Genomic DNA, 19,793 nt, shown 5'->3' on the forward strand with positions numbered 1-19,793 from the left:
CGGGCCTGCACGTCAGCGGCTTCAAAAACGCCAGCCTGAACTGCAGACAGGACACTGCGTAGCTTTCATTTTTCTATATTTCCCAGGCACCTGAGAGGAAACAAAGGGCAGGCTCCGTATCGTCTAGGGGCCTACTCACATTTGACAGCGGCTTTTCTGACTTTTCAGCAAGTAGGAAACACGCCACAGCAGCGTTTCCATCTTAGATTCATCAACTTTGATGATAGCCTGGTTCTTTGTCCCGACCATCCGCTTAACGCACTCCAACATCCTCTTTTCAGCAAACTCGGCCTGACGGCACCATCCTTCACGATTGGCTTGCGCAAACTCAGGTCACCCGATCCAAGAATTCATTCACCCAAAAGCTGGAAAACCTCGTCGCGCTCGGCCAATACAAGCAGCAAGGCCAGATCTCCGGGTTGCAATTGCTTCAAGATCATCTGCGCTGCATGCTTTGGAGAGTCGGCGAACTGCATCTGGTCAGGGCTCAACCCTGCACCGATCGCTGCCTTTTCGATCAAAACTGGTACTTCCCCCAGGTTCCGGCCGCGCAGATAGCCCTCCAATTCGGTGGCAACCACGATGTCGGGATCGAACTTCAACGCAGTCAGGGTGACGTCATGGATATCCTGATCCGATCTGTCCCCAGCGTGACTCAACATGATGAATCGGCGCTTGGCAGGCAGTTCTGACATGGCGTCGCAGACCGCAGCTATCGAATGAGGATTATGGGCAAAGTCCACAAACACCCGAGCACCACCATACGAAAATTCATTGCAACGACCGGGATTGTCTTTGGCGTCCGGCCTGAACGATGACAATCCGGCGCAAATCGCAGTATCAGGAAAGTCCATGGCCTTTCCTACACAGAGCGCTTCCAACACGTTAGAGATGTTGTATTTCGCCGCCCCATGCATGGTGATCGGCACATCAGACAGGGAAATCATCGACTGCTCTGCCTGCCCGTCAAAGAAAACCAGTGTTTTTTCCCGCAGAAATGCGCAGGGAATGCCCTTTGCACGGGCGCTTTGCACCTGGGGGGCATTTGGATTCAACGACACCCACCAGATTGTTGCATCCGTATGCGCCGCTTCAGCTACGACAAACGCGTCGTCCGCATTCAATACCAGCACCCCATCCTCGGCCAGAGTTCGGTGAACAGCAAATTTGGCCTGGGCCAGTTCAGGCACAGTGTTAACACCGTATTGTCCCAGATGGTCGTTGGCGACATTGGTCACAACCGCAACACGGGCCCGCCGTGTCGGCAACCCGCGGCGCAGAATGCCGCCTCTGGCCACTTCAAGACAGGCGACCTCCAGACGCGGATTGCGTAGCAGCATACGCGCGCCACCCGGGCCAGAGTAATCTCCCCTATCCAGAATTTTATCGCCGACACGTACAAAATCGGTCGAGGTCAACCCGGCGACCTTGCCCGCAGCTTTGGCAATGGCAGTGCAAAGCCGGGTGGTTGTGGTTTTGCCATTGGTGCCGGTGATAAAGGCAATAGGCACATCATGAAGCGTGGCCCAGTCAACCTGATCTGGTGCAGGCAAAGCATCCACTGGCCAGACTTTGCTGCCATTGCCATGACCGACCGAAATCTCGTCGTCATCACACAGGATATCCACGCCATGTTCGTGCGCCGCCGTAATCAGCGTGATCAGCGCCGGGTTAGCCTCTTGCGCCATGACGCCTTTGACGTCCGCAATCATGCTGTCAAAGTCATCCGGTTCCTGATCCAACAGCGCCGCGGCACAGAAATGCCAGGCCGTCTGCGCCGCAAAAACACTTGAGTAAAGTTGATCCATCGGCGCCGAGAGCGCCAGATTCACACCGCCCTGAAACTGACGCGATGCGAGGCTTTCATCCTGCCAGCCAAGCGCATCCAACACCCGGCGTGCATGCTTGTTCCACAGTTCCACGACCTGATCGGCATCGACATCATCAAAGAAAACATCAATCACCGCGCCGGGCAGGTCCCACATCAAGCCTGGCCCTGTCAGGCGACGGACATCATCAACGCGGATATTATCAGCTTGCGCGCTTTCAATTGACAATGCGGCTTCAAGGGCTTCGATCCGGTCCATCGGCATTACCCCGTTCAATCCGCATCTTCACTGCTTTCGCGCGCAAGCCGCACGCCGCGTTCATCCCGGATCAGGGTTTGGTCAGCGTCGAGCATTTCTTCGAATTCAACCGTCTGTGTGGGATTGGGAGTCGCAGCCTCGGCTTGGGTCTCTTCTTCGCTGGCGTTAAAATAAATGATTTGCTTCCAACAGCGCGCACTGTCGTCGCCCAGTATCACAAGAAGATCTCCAGCCTCGGCCATTTCCAACCCGGCATTTACCGCTTCGACCTCATCGGGGATTACGGTGATTGCTTTTTCTTCGACACCTTGCCGGATCAGTTCGGCCTTGATCATCTGTGGCACTTCATCCTGCCCGCGCCCGCGACGGCGATCATCGGCCTTGCAGATGTAATGATCAAAATGTCCGGCAATAATCCGGGCGCTTTCCAAGATGTCCTCGTCGCGGCGGTCTCCCGGCATTGCAGTTACGACAATGCGACGGCCCTTTACATCAAGCCGGTCAGAAAGCCCTGTCATGGCACCAATCGCAGCCGGGTTATGAGCGTAATCCAGAATCACCTTGAACGGCAGTTCATCATACACATTCATACGACCCGGCGCCTGGAAATAACTGGTGTCAAAGGTGCGCAGCCCGTGGCGGATATTATCCAGATCCACCCCGAAACTATAGGCCATGGCTGCCGCAAACATCGCGTTCTGAACGTTGAAGATAGCCTTGCCTTCCAGTGATGCTGGGATCAGATGTGACCACAGTACAGGCATGTGAAGCCCGTTGTCATATATCGTCAGCATGTCGCCATTCATGCCGCTTTCCAGCACAATCGCCTTGCCGCCGGATTTAATGTGTTCCTTTACCAGGGGGTGTCCGGGATTAGTGGTCACATAAAAGATCGTATCGACATCTGTATAATCTGCCATCTTCAGGCAGTTGATATCGTCGGCATTGAGCACGGCCGTATCCGTGGCACTTTCCACAACCACGCGTTTGACCACGGCCAGTTCTTCCACAGTGTTAATGCCGCCCAGACCCAGGTGGTCAGCGGACACATTCAGACAGGCGGCCACGTTTGATCTCTGATACCCAAGCCCAGACCGTACCAGCCCGCCGCGTGCGGTTTCCATCACCGCGAAATCGACTTTCGGATCGCGCAATACGATCTGCGCCGATTTAGGCCCGGTCATGTCGCCTTTGACGCTCAGCTTGCCATCCACATAAACTCCGTCGGTCGACGTCATGCCAACGGTCCTGCCGCTGCCCTTCATGATGTGGCCCAGCATTCGCGACGTGGTGGTCTTGCCATTGGTCCCGGTGATTGCGGCAATCGGAATGCGGGCTTCCTCGCCCGCCGGAAACAGCATGTCGATCACCTTGCCTGACACATCGCGCGGTTGCCCTTCCGAGGGCGCAACATGCATGCGAAATCCAGGGGCAGCATTGACTTCAACAATTGCTCCACCGATTTCTTTGTAGGATTTGGTGATGTCATCAATCAGAAAATCCACACCACCAACATCCAGCCCGACAGCCATGATCGCGCGCTCGGCCATGTCGCGGTTGTCGGGGTGGACGATGTCGGTCATGTCAATCGCCGTGCCCCCTGTCGACAGATTGGCTGTTGAACGCAGGTAAAAGACCTCTCCTTTGGGCAAAACCGTCTCGGAGTCATGACCAGCTTCGGCCAGCAGGCGATTGGCTTGGCTGTCCAGCTCCAGCATTGTCAGCACTTTTTCGTGGCCGATCCCGCGGCGAGGGTCCTGGTTCACGATTTCGATCAACTGCGCAATGGTGTGTTCGCCATCACCGACAACATGGCCGGGCACCCGCTTGGCCACCGCCTCAAGCTTGTTGTTCACGACCAGCATCCTGTGATCAAATCCGGTGACAAAGCTTTCAACCAGAATGGCGCGACTTTTGGAATGTTGCTTGGCTTCGTCAAAGCCGGCCTCAACTTCTTCGTCGGTATTCAGGTTGATTGACACGCCGCGCCCATGATTGGCATCCAGAGGTTTTACCACAACCGGGTAGCCAATGCGCCGTGCCGCCCGCGCTGCTTCGCGGGAACTATAAACCATGTGTTGCTGCGGCACCGGCAAGCCAAGGTCATTCAACAGATTATGCGTGTCTTCCTTGTCGCAGGAAATCTCGACTGCAATATGTTTGGTTTCCGAGGTGATCGTGGCCTGAATCCGCTTTTGATATTTACCATGTCCGAATTGAACCAGCGAATGCTGGTTCAGGCGAATCCAGGGTATGTCACGTTCTTCGGCCGCTTTGACCAGCGAACCGGTCGAAGGGCCAAATTCCTTGCGTTGCGCCCGCAGTACGAAAGCGCGCATTTCGTCTTCCCAGTCGAAATCCGGATCAAATTCGTAGTCAGACTGATCTTTCAGAGATTGCGGCAGCAGATGCATCAACAGGCGCAGCGCCAGTTCACCTGCAGCCAGCCCGACATCGCGTTGGCGGTATTGGTAAACCATGTTGTACTGGCCCGGTTCTCCTGTGGACCTTGTACGCCCAAACGTTACGTCAGTACCGGCAACGCCCTGAATCTCCAATGCACAATGTTCCAGAACATGGCCCAGCCAAGTCCCCTCGTCTTCGCGTAAACGGCGGATAAATCCGCCTGGCTCGCGGTAAGAACAGCCATGTTCTTCAAGCCCGGGCAACGCATCTACAAGGGCATCAATATAGTCAGTTCCGATTTTTGCCGAGGGCCAGTTTTCGAGAAACCCCAGGTCAATAACGTGACGTATGACTGGAAAGCTTGCCCAAACATTAGGGCCGACAAAAACATTGGTTGAGATAATCTTCATTTGTTTTCCCGCTCAAAAAAACTGATAGTGCCCCCGGATCACCCAAGACTTGTATCATTCGGCGCAACGAGTGTGCAGAACGCCATGTGTTCATCCGGTGGATAAGCAACACGTTCCGTCAGATCATAACGGCACCCTTCCCCCAAAACGTCAAGCCGAAGGCCTAACAGACTCAGGGCTTCGCCTTCACGCGCGTCCCACATTGACGAATGCGTGAGGTGGCTGGCGTCCACAACTGTGACAGTTCCGCTGCCCACAACTTCCAGCACATTGTCGGGCCCGATGAAAGCCGCTGTATCTTCGTCAATTCCAAGCCCAATCAGAAAAGGATTGTAAGAAGAAGCCGTTAGCAGACGTCCAAGCCGGTTTCGCTGGGTGAAATGCTGATCGATGATCACGGCATTGGTCAGCCCCATACCCGGCGCCAAAGTGATATTGCCTTCAGCTGGGGCAGAATTGCTGCTGCCTCCGGCAACCATGTGCTCGGACATGACAGATGCACCGGCTGAGGTACCTGCAACGGGAACACCCGCGGCATTGCGGCGGCGAATCTTTTGCGCAACCAATGTGCCGCCCAGAATGGCCGACAGACGCAATTGATTGCCGCCGGTCATAAAGATGCCCGTCGCCCGGTCCAGCATTTCAACAAATCTGGGGTTGTTACAATCCGCGCGGGTGGAGATCGGCAAAAATTCGACCCTTCCGGCCCCCAGCTCAGAAAAAATCCGGTTATAATCTGGGCCGGTTTCTTCCAGCATGGACGCCGTGGGAATAACAATGATATCTGCATCTTCGCTGCCCGAAAGCTCCACGAACTTGCGGTGAATCTGCATTTCCTTAACCCGGTCTTCCCCCCCGCCGATCGGGATGATGTATCCTCGATCGGCATTCTCTGAAATTGGTGCTGGGCACATGGCAATCTGCTATCCTCTGTCTCCCCGTGTGTACTTGGGGACCTATTGGTTCGTGTTTATTGTTCTTGGTATTTGGTGTGAATTGCCCTGTTCAGCGCAGGCAACAAACCCGGATCTTGTGGCGCTTTCATGATCAGTTTCAAAGGAGGTCACTATCCTAGTTCTGTTTCGCTATACGCTTTTTTCTTTGCGTGCGACATGCCGGTTTGGATCAAAATCTGAATGACGTCATGCAGGTCAGGTACTTTAACAATATCATCCGGCAGGGCCAAAGGTTTTTCAAGAGGCCCACAAAACGCATAAAAGGCATCACTGTTAGCATTTATAGCTGCGCCCATTGCCTAACTTGTCATGAACAAAGTCTATGCCCAGATGTGGTTTGGATGCGTTGGCGCGCGCGTATGACGAAGCAGCCTGCGTTTCTTTTGTCGATGAGGCAGTTGCAGGCCTTCTTTGCCCACAAACGCTCAACCTCTTGCAATTGACGTTCCAGCCTTACATGCGCAGCAGCGCTGTTACCTTCAGGGCGCCATATCTGCCGTATTTTGGCCCATCGGATCTTCGCCAAGCGCAACACATCATCACTACCAGGCTTCGCCTGATAGCGCTCGCTTGAGCGCGACAGCCCCAACACTGCGCTCGGGCCATATGCAACACGCGATGCTTTCTGAGATTACTGTGTTTCCAGTTCTTTCAGCGCCTCTCGCGCCTTCTCATACTGTGGTAGCGGATCGTCCTTCGCCAGCTCAAGCGCGCGCGTCAAAACCTTCTTGGCGTCATCATTCCGGCTGAGCGCTTTATAGGCCATCCCCAAGTGATACTGAACCAGAGGATGCTCCGGCATACCCTTTCCAGCTGGCTCAAGATACGTCAGTGCCTCTTTGAAATTGCCACGACGATATTCGATCCAGCCATAGGTATCCTGCAGTGCAGGAATGTTGGAAGACTTCAGCCGCCGTGCGACGGCAAAGGCCCGATCCAGACTTTCCGGATCGTCACGGTAGGTGGTGATCATGCTGGCGAGGTTATTGGCAACAGCCACATTATTGCTGTCGCGTTCATATAACTTCTCGTAAATCGCGATTGCACCGTCGTAATCCCGTTCCTTCTCCAGCCGTTCTGCCTTTATCTGCAACGCGGTTGTCGCATCAGGTGCTTTTTCAATCTGCTCGTCGACCAATGCAGCGGCTTCGTCGGCGCGGCCATCAGCCACAAGAAGCGAATTCAACACAAGCAACACACGACGGTTTCCTGGTGCTAAAGCAATCAGCTCTCGGTATATTTTTTCGGCCTCGGCGCGTTCATTCTGGATCATGTGAAGACCCGCGCGGGTATAGCGCATCGCAAGGTCACTTGGGTTTTCGGCCAGGCTTTTTTCGACAAGGTCCACAGCTTTATCGATCTGACCCGAACGCACATGTGTCTGAATCAGGGCCGACAATGCAGCAAGACTTTGGTCTGAACCTTCGTTCACCAATCCCTCGAGAAAAGAAACTGTCTCGTCGACTCTATCCTGACGCAACAACAGGTCGGCTTCGATACCGTTGGCAATAGCGTTTGCCCGATCATCTTCCATCGCGCGCAGTTTCCAAACAACACGAGTGGCCTCACTCCAATCTTCGGTGCGCAGATGCAATGCCGCGATGCTTTGCAGCAAATCCAGGTTTGCAGGGGCCTTTTCAAGTGCTTCGCTAAGTACAGCTTTCGCAGCTTCAATACGACCATCCGTAACCAGAAATTCCGCGTAGCGAAGCGACTCTGCCGGCGCCTGCAAAGATACCTCGACAGCCAGAGCATAGCGTTCACCCGCCAGGGCGCGGTCGCCAGCACGTTCATGTGCAAGTCCCATCAGTGTCATGATCGCCGCATCGCGGGGGTTTTGCGTCAATGCTGTGCGCAAATCCAGAACCGCCTGGTCGGGCTTATCTTCCTCGATCAGCCAGGCCGCCCGCATCTTGAGGGCATCCACATTAGAGGAATCTTCTTCAATCGCTTCCTCGACACGCGAGCGGGCACCCACCTTGTTGCCCATCTGCGCCAACATACGCGCCAGCACAACTTTGGCCTGGGTTCTGTCTTCGCTTGGCTCTCCTTCGCCGACCAGCGTTTCAAGCGCGGCAACCGCCTTGTCCTTGTTGCCGGACTCAAAATCCAACGAAGCCAGAAGTGCCCGGTAGGAAATTGCATTTTCTTCAGATGCGATCAGGTTTTCCAGTTCGGCGCGCGCCGCATCGGGGCCACTGGTCTCCAGAAGAAAGCGCACAACCGTCATCTTTGCCGTCTCGTCGGCATCCGGGGCCGACGCCAAGTCGCGCAGGAAAACCTCGGCACCTTTCAAATCCTTGCGGTCGAGAAACCAGGCAATCATCAACTTCCGGATTTCATCATTTTCAGGGTACAGATCGACCATGGACTTCAATGTCACTCCAACACCGTCCATATCCTTTTGCCGCAACTGAATTTGTAGCTTGGTCGAGTTCAGAGAATAGTTTTCCGGATGAAACGCCAGCCCTGCATTGATTGTCGAAAGGGCCGCTGCAAAGTTTTGCTTTCGCAGGTCTGCATCCAGTACAATGCGGCGCGCAATCAAACTTTCAGGTTGCTCTTCCAGAACAGTTTCGGCTTTTTCCGCCTGCTTTTCGATCTCAGGCAGGTTCTTGTCGCGAACCGCTTTTGCATAGTCCAGGGCAAGCCCGATCACCTTGACCCGGGGATTGTCTGGGTCCAATTCCTGTGCAGCACGACCATGGCGTTCGGCCTCTTCCCAATTTTGTGCTTCCACAGCCATTTCGGCCAGTTCAATTCGTGCCTCAATCGTATCGGGATACTGTTCAACCAATCGCAAATACTGCGCATAGGCACCAGCGCGCGCGCCATTTTCCAACTGGGTGCGGGCAAATACCAGCCGCGCTTCCTTGTGCTGTGGGTTTAGCTTGAAGACATTTCGGAATTCGACAAGTGCCCGGGATACATCCCCTTGCTGCAACAGTTCCATTCCTGACTCGAAATGCTTCTGCGCACGCTCTTCCGAGCTTTCACAGGCTGTCAGAACCAGCATCGCGGATAGCAGGACAGCGGACAAACGTACAAATTTCCGGGGAGGTATCATCATTGTTCCTTTGGTCGCTCTTTTCAAGAGTCAACATAATCCATGTTTTGGGCAATTAAAGCATGACAACAGCGAAACCGCCAGCACGTCTGAACGTGCAAGCGGCTGTTACTATCAACGATGATAGCTTTGGTTCATTCAGCAACCGGTGCCGCGTAGCACCACCAGCATCGTACACGCTATTACACGCAGGTCGGTACGGAATGAAACCGTTTCATTATACAGATCGTCAAATTCGGCGCGTGCCGCAAAAGAGCTGTTATGCCGATCCGAAATCTGCCAGAAACCCGAAACACCAGGCCGCAGCGCGTAATAAGAAACCCCAGGATACATGCAACGTTGTTCCGGCATCATCGGACGCGGCCCTACAAGGCTCATATCACCGATCAGAACATTCCACAGCTGCGGCAGCTCATCCATTGATGTTTTGCGAATGATTCCCCCAAGCCGGGTAATCCGAGGATCGTCTGTCAGTTTTTGCTTTTCTTCCCACTCCAACCGGGCAGCGCTGTCTTTCTCAAGATGTTTATCCAGTTGGTCTTTGGCATTAGGCACCATCGTCCGCAGCTTCCACATCGTAAAGATGCGGCCATTTTTTCCTACACGCTTCTGGCGATAGAACGGATTGCAACCGTCACTTGCCACAAATGCTGCAAGAATTAGAACAACCGGAACAACAATAGGGGCCGAAACCAGAACCAGAAATACGTCGAACACACGCTTAGCAACGTTGCGATAGAAACCAACGCTACCGTAAACTGGGATACGATTCATAATTAAATTAATCGGGGTATTATCACTGCTTAAAAAGTTTTCATTTTGAGCGGTCATTTCAAACCTTCTCCATTCTTACACTAAACAGCCATGACGGATTATGCCGTCAGGAACGAGTTATATTCGTCTGCTCTTAATTTTTGGGGGGTTTCCTTGTTCCCAAAAATGGGTCCAAAGTTCCTTCTTTTTTTAAGTTTACCAGTACTTTCCGCTACGCCTGTAGCTGCAATCATATCTTTGCTTGGGAGCTACAACAATAGTTAATAAAGCATTAACAACCTGGGCGCGAACATATACAACCATCCCGAACCAGGAGCGCCCCTTTTGTTTCAAACTCACCTAAAAAGAAAAACTAATTTGGTTTTTGTTTCCAAAGTCCTGCGCTCTTTCAGCCGGGAATGTGGCAATAACGCGTGCCGAATCAAAGATCCTCTATCTGCGAATGTCCTTAATTGGGGCAAGTCACATCATCGCCTGAGGTTTGTCTTGTTATCGCCAACCGCACATGGTGACAACAATTGTCTGGGCTGGTAATCAGCAAGACGCAGGTCCTTCAGTATTTTCGGGGCTCTTCGTTGTAGATTTCCCAATCAGAATAATTTGTGAGAACTGACAGATGAAGCAATGGGCATCCGACAGCCGGACTACCGAGCAGCAAAATGCGGTGCGCGTGCGCGTTTCCCGGATTTTGGCCAAAAAGAAACAAAAGCAGCCTTTTGTGGCTTCTGCCATGGTCGATTCAGACCAGGGGGTATATTTCAAAAGCAGGCGTTCCAACCAGGGATTTCGGGGCGCCCGAATTAGGCCCCTAAACCCAGAGCCCTGTAAACTGGCAAAAATTGCTCCTTCTGAGCGCGTAATTGGTGACTATGTTGGAAATCAGACCGAGGCCATGACAGCCGAAAAATATCCCTTGCCTGGCAGATGCATGAATCACACTCTCGAAATTTACACCAATCATTTCGGTTTGAGCGCCCGGCCCTTCTCGCTTGTTCCTGACCCTGAATTCCTGTTCTGGTCGCCTGCTCATCGGCGCGCGTACACGATGCTGGAATACGGCATACTTACCTGTGCCCCGATCACCCTGATCACCGGCGAGGTTGGATCGGGTAAAACCACGTTGTTGCACCACCTTCTGAAAAACCTCGATACCGGAATCAAGGTTGGTCTGGTGTCAAACGCTCAGGGGGCGCGGGGAGAACTGCTGCGTTGGGTTCTGATGTCTCTGGATCAGCCCTGCAGCCCCGATGCCACCTATGTCGATCTCTTTGAATCATTCCAGAAATACCTGATCGCCGAATACGCACAGGGCAACCGCGTTGTCATCATCTTCGACGAAGCGCAGAACCTGACCCGTGAATCTCTGGAAGAACTTCGGATGTTCACAAATATCAACGCCAACAAAGATGAACTGTTGCAACTTGTCCTGGTCGGCCAACCCGAGCTGCGAGACATCGTCCGGCGCCCGGACCTACGGCAATTTGCACAGCGGGTTGCAGCCAATTTTCACCTCGATACCATGGATTCAGCCACGGTCTGTGCCTATATCGGCCACAGACTTCTTGCTGCGGGTGCCTCAAGGAACCTGTTCAATCGCTCTGCCTGTGAACTGATTCACGAAAATACCGGCGGCGTTCCGCGGCTGGTAAATCAGCTATGTGATCTTTCAATGGTATATGCATTCACTAACAATCAGAAAATCATAACATTGCGCACTGTCCAGCTGGTGCTGGATGACGGCGCATTCTTCGGTGCCGGCGCATTCGATACCGAGAGCAGTAAAATCTGATACTGGGTGCTCTTAAGTTCTATCTGTCTCTTTTCCTTCGTCGCCTCCACTACTTTCTGGTGGCTGCGATAGCGGTGGCAGCGTTTGGCCTGAATGTGGCACACACCTTGCCGCCGGTCTACGACGCAGAGGCGCAGTTGCTGGTAGAATCTGCCTAGATCCCCGGATCTACCGTTCGCACAAGAACGACCGAACTCCTACAGGTCATCCAAAAACGGTCACTGACCCGGACCAACCTGCTGGAAATTTCGCGCGAAATCGAGGTCCACGCTGACCACCCACCATGCTGGGACTGCCACCAGACTTCCCGCGCCAATAATACGCCTGGTCCGAAATCCCGGCCTTACAACAGGCGCTCACAACATCCAAACCACCATGCAGATGCACGTCGATTTCACGCAAGATCTTTAGCGTGTCTTCACCCTGTAACCCGTCACGGCTTTGTGACAAACCGTGTTGTTTTGCCAAGCAAGAGTTTTCAGTTCATCGTAATCCTTGAGGGGATGAGAGATGAGAACAGTAACTCAAAAAATGCAGATTTCTCCGTGTCGAATGGCTCTTTTGCCAGTTGGCCGACTAGAGAAACGTGAAGAAATATTAAATATCTTCTTACGTATTGAAAAGTTTACGTTTATTCACCGCCCCTTGGAGAGTTGAACAAGGTTCAGCTCCGCATTGGTTTCGCTCGAATCGTTTTGCCTTATTTGATCGCACAAGGCTGACATCGCGACTGCGCCCAATATCAGGGCTGTTCCGGCAAGGGAATACACGGCCAGAACCATCCAGAATGACGCTCCAAGATACAACATCACCCCGCCTGCCAAACTGCCTGAAGCAATTGCCAGAATCAAAATGCCGATAATCAAAACAAGCTCCTTTTTTACTTGTCTCAGCTCTGCTTGAACCCGGTCAGAACACCAAAACCTTTCCTGCCTTCGCATTCGTGCATGCGAATGTGGCGAAAATAAAGCGTAGGGTTGTAATTTTCCCTTAATACCAATTTCAAGCGAATATTTTTACGAAAATTCCACTCCGTAAACCTGGAAAATACAGCAACGCCGGGGCCTTGCCCTGTCGCATAAAAGGTACGACGGACTGAACACCCAAAGCCTACCCTCCTTTTGGGTTAATTTTTTTAGCAGTGGCCCAATGGGGATTATTCTGCACGCAGGGCAACAAGGACATAAGCCGGAACTGAGTTCAGTAAGAAACACATTATCGCACTGTTTTCAGCTCTTGTCGTTTTGCCAGCCATGGCGACTCTGGCGAATGCGCAGGAAACCTATCGGATCAAACCCGGCGACGTACTGCGTTTGTAGGTACTGGAAGACGCAAGCATCAACCGTGGTACGCTCGTCCTTCCGGACGGATGTATTTCTGCGCCGCTTGTCGGAACGTTTTTGGCCGGTGGGCGCACGCTCAGCCAAGTCAAATCAACCGTCACCTGCGAACTGGCAACTAACTTGCAAACGATCCGACTGTGTTCTTGTCACTGTCACTGCTGGCCCAGAACGGGGCGGCATACAGGCAACGACGAAGAGCGTATCGCGACCAGTATCAACTTTGATTATAATCACGAAATCAATAACCCGCCGGGTATTGGCCTTAATTTCAACTTCGGCCTGACAGAAGGTTCCGCATCGGCAAACCGGGTCGAAAGCGTAACCTATCGTCTTGTAATCACCGAAGACTGGAACCTTCAAACCGGCATAAGCCACCGGATCCGCGATGAGAAACCGGTTGGAATCGCAAATTCAACCCCGGTCTTCGTTGGCCTGCGCCGATCTTTCTTTCTGATCCCCAGTCCGCCACCCCATGCCATGTCTTGCCAAGTGCCCCTGAAACTGCTTTTGCGCTGTTCATGAAACATTTGTGGCGCATATTACTGGATCAACCGGTCATTCTGGTGCTTTTGATTTTGTCCTGTGTTTTGCCTGAACTTGCCTTGCAAGGCGCTGATTACGGTTTTTGGGGGACATCTGCCTGGCGTCCGCTTTCCTATGCATATGGCGCTTTCTGGCCCGGAATTTTGCAAGGCTGGACACCTAACTACCCCGCGCAGCCCTTTTTGATGTTCTGCAGCTATGCATTTCTGCATACCGGTCTCGCCCATATGATCCCGAACATGATCGTCCTGGGCTATGTGGGCCGACTGGAAATAGACCGGGTGGGCAGTTGGCGTTTTTTAATTGTCTATCTGATGTCGGTTCTCGGCGGCGGTGTTGGCTACGCGCTGCTGGCTCAGGGCCAGCAGTCAATGGTTGGCGCCTCAGGCGCGCTTTTCGGGCTATTCGGGGCCTGGGCCTTTTGGGATCTGTCCGGCACCCTGCGCGAACGTCCTGGCCTTTCAACGCTTGCCTACGCCATCCTTTGGCCAATCGTCGTCCTCAGCTTTCTTAATCTCATGATGTACTGGGCCGCCGACGGCAATGTGGCCTGGGCAACCCACCTTGGCGGTACGCTGACCGGTGCATTGATCGCGCCGCTATTCGACAGGCGGCCCGCCCAAGGTGAACCAGCGGATTAAACCCGGCCTCTTACTCTGTCGTGATGATGGCTTGCGTCACGGTCTCTCCGGCCACTTCCGTGTCAGGCTCTGGTTCATCCTGCACCAGAGGATGACCCCGCCCAAGAGCCACGCGCAAGGCGATATAGCCCGCCGCCACATCGCGTTGGTTTTGTGCCAGCGAGGTTCTGGACGCCGACAACGCCCGTTCCCGGTCAAGCACATCCAACACGGTGATATTGCCACCACTGACCACCAATTCGCGCGATAGCGCCAAGGATTGCCGGTTCAGTTCAACAGCCTCGCGCGATGCCTTGGTTGCCGCTAGCGCGGATTGCAGCAAAACCTGCGCATTTTCCACCTCTTCCACAGCCTCCAGCACGGCCACACGCCATTGCAAATAGGCCTGCTCTACCCGTGCCACGGTCGCATCTTCGTTGGCTGCCAGGGCGGGTTGGGAAAATACTGGAACCACCAGCCCTGCCAAAAGCGACTCTGACGAAGCACCGCTGCCGAAGGGCGTCGTAATAAGACCGGACAGCCTTAGCGATGGGTACCGCGCAGCATGGGCTGCACTTACATCCGAGACTGCCGCCGCATAAAGGCGTTCGGCCCGGCGAATATCCGGCCTTGCCCGCAGCAGATCGGCAGGCACGCCAATATCGGCAACACGTTTCGGCAAAGGTTGCTGCCCCTTGTATCCCAGATCAAGGGTCAGAGCGCCCACCGGCACTCCCAAAAGGGTCGAGATACGATTCCGTTGCTGAATTATGTCCGATTCTATTCGCGGGATTTCGGCGCGGGTTTCGGCCATCAAAGATTGCGCCCGCAGCAGATCAAGCCGCGTTGCCTCGCCTAGGTCCAACTGCTTCTGGATATCGCGCATCGTGCGCCGCCGCGACCGCAAATCCTGCTCTCGTGTGACCCGTGTGCTCTGAAGAAAGCGCATATTTGTATAGGCCTGCGCCATCTCGGATAAAATCGTACGTCGTGCTTCAACCTCGTTCAGTTGTGCTGCCTCAAACCGGGCCTGTGCCGCGCGTGACCGGTGGCGCGCTTCACCCGCCAGATTGATCTGCGCGTCCAGCCCGACATCAAAGCGGTCATCTGATCGCGTGGCCGTTGTGGCATCCACACGACCATTGCCGCTCAGAGCCACGCCTTCGCGGCGGGCATCAGCCTCAGCTTCGCGCAGTCGCGCCTGAGCCTCGGCGACGGTCAGATTTCCTGCCATCCCCTGCGCCACCAACTGATCCAGAACCGGATCGTCAAAATTGCGCCACCAGTTCACTTCGTCACGGCTTGGCGCCTGCACCGGTGCCACCAGCGAATAGCGATCCGGCAGCTCAATTTCCGGCGTGCGAAACACAGCCCCCATGTCGGCACAGCCTGCCAACAAGATCCCTAGCGGGAACATAATCAAAAATCTTTGTCTGAGCATTGCTCTGTCTGCCTCGTGGACCAACCTTGCCGCATCTGACGGCGGCAATTAAGCGGGACCTTTCAAACGAACAGTAGCACAATCATTTGCAGTTTCGCAATAATTTGCGATTTTCCCCGATTCCAGAGAAAATTGTTGCTTTCCTGCGGCACCACGGCCACGCCGCTATTCGCGAAAGGCCCGGCCGAAAAAGCCCAGCATCGGCTCGGCCAGGTAGGCCAGCGCGGACCGATCGCCCGTCTGTATAAACGCCTCAACCGGCATGCCGGGCAACAGCTTGCCCTTGCCCAGCTTCGGAATCTCGCTTTCGTAGGGGGTGATTTCAGCGGCATAATACGGCACCCCCGTGGCCTCGTCCCGTACCACATCCGCGGAAACCCGGGTAACCTGGCCCCGCAACTGTGGCGTTTCCCGCTGATCGAACGCCGAAAACTGCAGGGTCGCTTCCTGCCCAACGAAAACATCGTTGATATTGATAGTTTCGATCCGTGCAGATACTATAAGCTGCTGATCTTGTGGGATAATATACATCAATGTTTCAGCAGGTCTTACCACGGACTGTACCGCAAAAACCGACTGATCATAGACCAGCCCACTTACCGGCGCGCGGATATCCAGCCTGGACAGCGTTCCCGAAAGATCAATTTGCCTTTCAGTAAGTTCAATTTCGCGAAATTGCAGATCGCGCAATGTCGTCACGGCCTCTTCGCGACGCCGGGTTTCAAGTTGCAACAACGCAATTTCATTGCTGGCCGCCTGACCTCGCAATTCAGCCATTTCAGCCTCAAATCGACCGATCTGCCCCAGCAGATTGGCCTCTTCGCGTAAAAGCTCATTCACCCTCGAGGCTTGGGTCAGCTGACTTTGCAGCAGGTTTTTCTGATCCTTCAGTTCAATGCCCAGCAAATCCGCCTGTGATTTCTGCGCATTCAGCTGTGCGGTAATCCCCTCAATACGCTTTTCAATCTGTTTGTTCTGCTCTCGCAGCAATCCCGCCTCTTGCTGCAAGGCTTCACGACGGGCCGAAAACAGGGCCTGCTCACCGATCAACATCCGCTCGACCTCGGGGTTAACCTTGGCCAGTTCCAGAAGATTTTCAGAAAATTCCACACGTTCAGCTTTGTCGCGTTCTGCCATCAGACGCGCCTTGCGCGCAGCAATTTCGCGAAGCTGGCCATCGACGATCGAAAGCTCTGATTGCAACTGCCGGCCGTCCAGACGGATCAGCACATCGCCTTTCTCGACAGTATCGCTTTCTTCGACCAGAACTTCGCCGACAACTCCGCCATCGGGGTGCTGGACCACCTGGCGTTTGGACTCAACTTCGACCATGCCCGAGGTCACAACCGCCCCCGAGATGCGCGCGACCACACTCCAAAGACCCAGCCCGCCAACCAGTACGACCAACGCGATGATCCCGGCCGTCAGCGGTACCTTGCCCTCCCATTTGGGCGTTTGATCTACCTGCCCGCTCAAAACGAGACCTTGGCGCTGATCGATTTACGCAGCGGTTCGACATTCTTGAGCTTTTTTTCCATCACCTCATCGCGCGGTCCAAAAGCCGTAGCCATGCCTTTATCAATCACCATCAAAAGATCACATTCGGCAATTGCCGCCGGGCGATGAGTCATCAAAATAACCGACCGTCCTGTTAACTTGAAAGTTTTTACCGTCCGGTTCAACGCATCAGACCCTTCGGCATCCAGCATCGAGTTCGGTTCATCCAGAATAAGCAGCACAGGATCACCGAACAGCGCGCGCGCCAGCGCAATCCGCTGTCTCTGGCCGCCCGACAACTGGTTTTCGTTGCCATCCAGGAACGTATCATAGCCCTTGGGAAGCTGGGTGATCATGTCATGCGCATTCGCCTGCTGCGCCGCCTTGACCACCATCTTTGAATCCGGGTCAATCGCCATGCGCGCGATATTCTCGGCCACGGTTCCAGGGAACAGCGAAATCGCTTGCGGCAAATACCCGATATGGGCGCCCAGACGATCGGGAATATACTGATCCAGTGTCGCGCCTCCCAATCTTGCCTCACCCGCCGCAATCGGCCAGTAACCCGATAATGTCCGCGCCAGAGTCGATTTTCCAGACCCGCTTCGCCCGATCACGCCAAGCGCTTCGCCGGGGCGCAATTCAAAATTGATGTTGCGTAAGGTGGGGGCACGCTCACCCGGTGGAATAACCGTCAGGTTCTTGGCGCTCAGATGCGCATCGGGCACGGGCAACTCCGTCATCTTTGGCAGGGGCGGCACCGAAGCCAGGTATTGCCCCAGGGATCTCCACCCGGCTTTCGCCCGCTGCAGAACAGGCCAGCTTCCCATCGACTGCTCAATCGGGGAAAGCGCGCGACCCAAAAGGATCGACCCGGCAATCATCGAGCCTGCCGACATCTCTCCCTTGATCACATAATAGGCCCCCGCCCCCAACATTGCCGACTGCAGGAAAAGCCGGAAAGATTTGGTGACAGACGTAAAGCTGCCAGTCCAGTCATTGGCGCTTACCGTCTTCCCAAGGGCCGCATTACGCAGTTGGATGTATCGAAGCCGCATGTTGGGTGCCAAACCCTGACTTAGAACAACTTCCCCGCCCGAGCGCGCCTGATCGGCAAAAGTATGGGCACGTTGCGCCGCCCCCTGTGCCATGCGCACTTGCATAGAGGTAAGCAACTGGTTGGCCAGGGCAATTGCCACAATCATCAACCCACCGGCCACCGCAAGCCAGCCCAGCATCGGGTGGAACAGGAAAATTGCGGCAATGAAAAACGGAGTCCACGGCATATCAAACAGGGCCAGAAGCACAGGAGACACAAACAAGGACTGAACCGAATCCAGATCACGCAGCGCCGCACGCGAGGCGGCATGATCCTTTGGATCGGCCGAGCGATACAAAGTGGCATCAAACAGCCGCCCGTCCAGTGCAGTCTGGAACCGCGCGCCGACCCTGGCCATCACCCGGCCACGGGCAAAATCCAGCACACCCATCAAGACGTAAAGAGCGGCAACCAAAATCGACAGGGCAACCAGTGTTTCAATCGACCGCGAAGACAGTACCCGGTCATAGACCTGCAGCATATAAAGCGGACCGGTCAGCATCAGCAAATTAACAAACACTGAAAAAATAAACGCCCAGACAAAAAGTTTAGTGCCACGGCGGCGCGCAGCGTGGAGTTCCGGGAATCCTGGACGGACTTGCGGTTTCATGGCGGTCGGATGGCTCCTGCTGCTCTTTTGGTTTCTAAGGATACTATTTGGTAGCAAAATGGAAACAATTTCTGAAATATTTCCGGGAATGTATCGTAATTGCAGCCTCATACCGCTCCGGCGCTTGCCTTCGATAGGCTCGTGATCCAAGCATTTCGGCATGACAGGATTCCGCAACCTTCTGCGTCGCATGGGAGCGATAAAGCCCGAGTTTCAGGCTGAAATCGCGCCGGAACATCCCTTTGTCGCCATCGGTGACATTCATGGTCGCGATGACTTGCTGGGAAATTTGCTGAAACAACTGGAAGAACAGGTGCCCAACCTTCCGTTGGTTTTTGCCGGTGACTATGTGGACCGCGGCCCTGACAGCGCAAAGGTCCTGGCCCGGTTGATGGCCCTGTCAGAAAGCCCGTTGAAAAGCATAACCTGTCTGATGGGCAATCATGAAACGATACTGCTGGATTTTCTGGATCACCCCGAAAGCATGGCTCGCCAATGGCTGCGCAACGGCGGCGTTGCCACACTTGAAAGCTTTGGCGTATCTGTGCCCGATGACAGCGCTTCCCCCAAAGCGGCCCGCTTGATGCGCGACCAATTGGTGGAAACGATGGGCACGCAGATGATCGCGTGGCTACGATCCCGGCCACTGGTTTGGCAAAGCGGTAATGTCGCTGCGACCCACGCAGGCGCCGACCCGAAATGCCCGATTGAACCAAGACGGGGCCATGGTTTGTTGTGGGGCCATCCGGATTTTCTGAAAACACCGCGGAAGGATGGATTGTGGATTGTGCACGGTCATTTCATCGTTGATGCCCCTTGCGCCGAACAAGGACGGATCAGCATCGATACCGGGGCCTATAGAACTGGCCGCCTGACAGCGGCGATTGTCGAACCCGGGAACGTGACTTTTCTCACATGTGAATGACACCTGCCCGGAAAAGCCGACCACCGCTTCCTTTGTGCCCCGCTTGAACCCTGGTACGTTGAAATATTCACCAGACCGGACGAGCGTTGGCATAAATTTTCTCGTTTGACCGCCAACTACCCTCAACTGGTATCGCCTACAGCAGAAACAAATTTAAAGGTTTTCCGTCGTCAGGCAGTTTTGCAGCGGGGAGCAGATACTTTGGGATTGGCCCGCGAGGTACCAG

13 protein-coding genes are annotated in these 19,793 nt (G+C 54.3%); 3 read left to right on the plus strand and 10 right to left on the minus strand.

The window, feature by feature from the left end; genetic code table 11:
* Positions 1-350 precede the first annotated feature (350 nt).
* The 6 genes from PEL8287_RS14780 to PEL8287_RS14810 all read right to left on the minus strand — a co-directional run bounded on the left by PEL8287_RS14780 (position 351) and on the right by PEL8287_RS14810 (position 9,757).
* Positions 351-2,105: a Mur ligase family protein gene (locus PEL8287_RS14780; protein ID WP_139837823.1), complete on the minus strand. Its 1,755-nt coding sequence runs from the start codon at positions 2,103-2,105 to the stop codon at positions 351-353.
* Positions 2,102-4,903: a cyanophycin synthetase gene (cphA, locus tag PEL8287_RS14785; RefSeq protein WP_085893207.1), complete on the minus strand. Its 2,802-nt coding sequence runs from the start codon at positions 4,901-4,903 to the stop codon at positions 2,102-2,104. The genes PEL8287_RS14780 and cphA overlap by 4 nt, the downstream gene beginning before the upstream one ends.
* Before the next feature lie 38 nt (positions 4,904-4,941).
* A complete protein-coding gene (locus PEL8287_RS14790) occupies positions 4,942-5,817 on the minus strand; it encodes a cyanophycinase (protein ID WP_085893208.1) in 876 nt (291 codons plus the stop codon).
* A 152-nt stretch (positions 5,818-5,969) separates the two neighbouring features.
* The gene (locus PEL8287_RS14795) at positions 5,970-6,155 is read right to left on the minus strand and encodes a hypothetical protein (RefSeq protein ID WP_085893209.1); all 186 of its coding nucleotides are present in this window, start codon (positions 6,153-6,155) and stop codon (positions 5,970-5,972) included.
* Between the two features lie 335 nt (positions 6,156-6,490).
* Entirely contained in the window at positions 6,491-8,926 is a 2,436-nt protein-coding gene (locus PEL8287_RS14805; RefSeq protein WP_176228663.1) for a tetratricopeptide repeat protein, read from the minus strand.
* A gap of 138 nt (positions 8,927-9,064) precedes the next feature.
* Positions 9,065-9,757: a sugar transferase gene (locus PEL8287_RS14810; protein ID WP_085893212.1), complete on the minus strand. Its 693-nt coding sequence runs from the start codon at positions 9,755-9,757 to the stop codon at positions 9,065-9,067.
* Between the two features lie 871 nt (positions 9,758-10,628).
* On the opposite strand from PEL8287_RS14810, the gene PEL8287_RS14815 reads away from it, so the two are divergent.
* A complete protein-coding gene (locus PEL8287_RS14815; RefSeq protein WP_085893342.1) occupies positions 10,629-11,489 on the plus strand; it encodes an ExeA family protein in 861 nt (286 codons plus the stop codon).
* A 635-nt stretch (positions 11,490-12,124) separates the two neighbouring features.
* Here the strand turns inward: PEL8287_RS14815 and PEL8287_RS14825 are convergent.
* A complete protein-coding gene (locus tag PEL8287_RS14825) occupies positions 12,125-12,355 on the minus strand; it encodes a hypothetical protein (RefSeq protein WP_085893214.1) in 231 nt (76 codons plus the stop codon).
* 995 nt (positions 12,356-13,350) lie between these two features.
* Here PEL8287_RS14825 and PEL8287_RS14835 point away from each other — a divergent pair.
* Positions 13,351-14,016: a rhomboid family intramembrane serine protease gene (locus PEL8287_RS14835; protein ID WP_085893216.1), complete on the plus strand. Its 666-nt coding sequence runs from the start codon at positions 13,351-13,353 to the stop codon at positions 14,014-14,016.
* Between the two features lie 10 nt (positions 14,017-14,026).
* On the opposite strand, the gene PEL8287_RS14840 is transcribed toward PEL8287_RS14835, so the two are convergent.
* The 3 genes from PEL8287_RS14840 to PEL8287_RS14850 all read right to left on the minus strand — a co-directional run bounded on the left by PEL8287_RS14840 (position 14,027) and on the right by PEL8287_RS14850 (position 18,642).
* Positions 14,027-15,412: a TolC family protein gene (locus PEL8287_RS14840; protein WP_176228664.1), complete on the minus strand. Its 1,386-nt coding sequence runs from the start codon at positions 15,410-15,412 to the stop codon at positions 14,027-14,029.
* Between the two features lie 189 nt (positions 15,413-15,601).
* Positions 15,602-16,912, minus strand: a complete 1,311-nt coding sequence (locus tag PEL8287_RS14845) for an HlyD family type I secretion periplasmic adaptor subunit (RefSeq protein WP_085893218.1) — start codon at positions 16,910-16,912, stop codon at positions 15,602-15,604.
* Positions 16,909-18,642 carry a type I secretion system permease/ATPase gene (locus PEL8287_RS14850; RefSeq protein ID WP_085893219.1) on the minus strand — a complete coding sequence of 578 codons (1,734 nt, stop codon included), beginning with the start codon at positions 18,640-18,642 and terminating at the stop codon, positions 16,909-16,911. Before PEL8287_RS14850 ends, PEL8287_RS14845 begins: the two co-directional genes overlap by 4 nt.
* A 160-nt stretch (positions 18,643-18,802) precedes the next feature.
* Here PEL8287_RS14850 and PEL8287_RS14855 point away from each other — a divergent pair, with 160 nt between their 5' ends.
* The gene (locus tag PEL8287_RS14855) at positions 18,803-19,567 is read left to right on the plus strand and encodes a metallophosphoesterase family protein (RefSeq protein ID WP_235862314.1); all 765 of its coding nucleotides are present in this window, start codon (positions 18,803-18,805) and stop codon (positions 19,565-19,567) included.
* Positions 19,568-19,793 lie beyond the last annotated feature (226 nt).

This window comes from Roseovarius litorisediminis (assembly GCF_900172295.1).
GTDB classification, from domain to species: Bacteria; Pseudomonadota; Alphaproteobacteria; order Rhodobacterales; family Rhodobacteraceae; genus Roseovarius; species Roseovarius litorisediminis.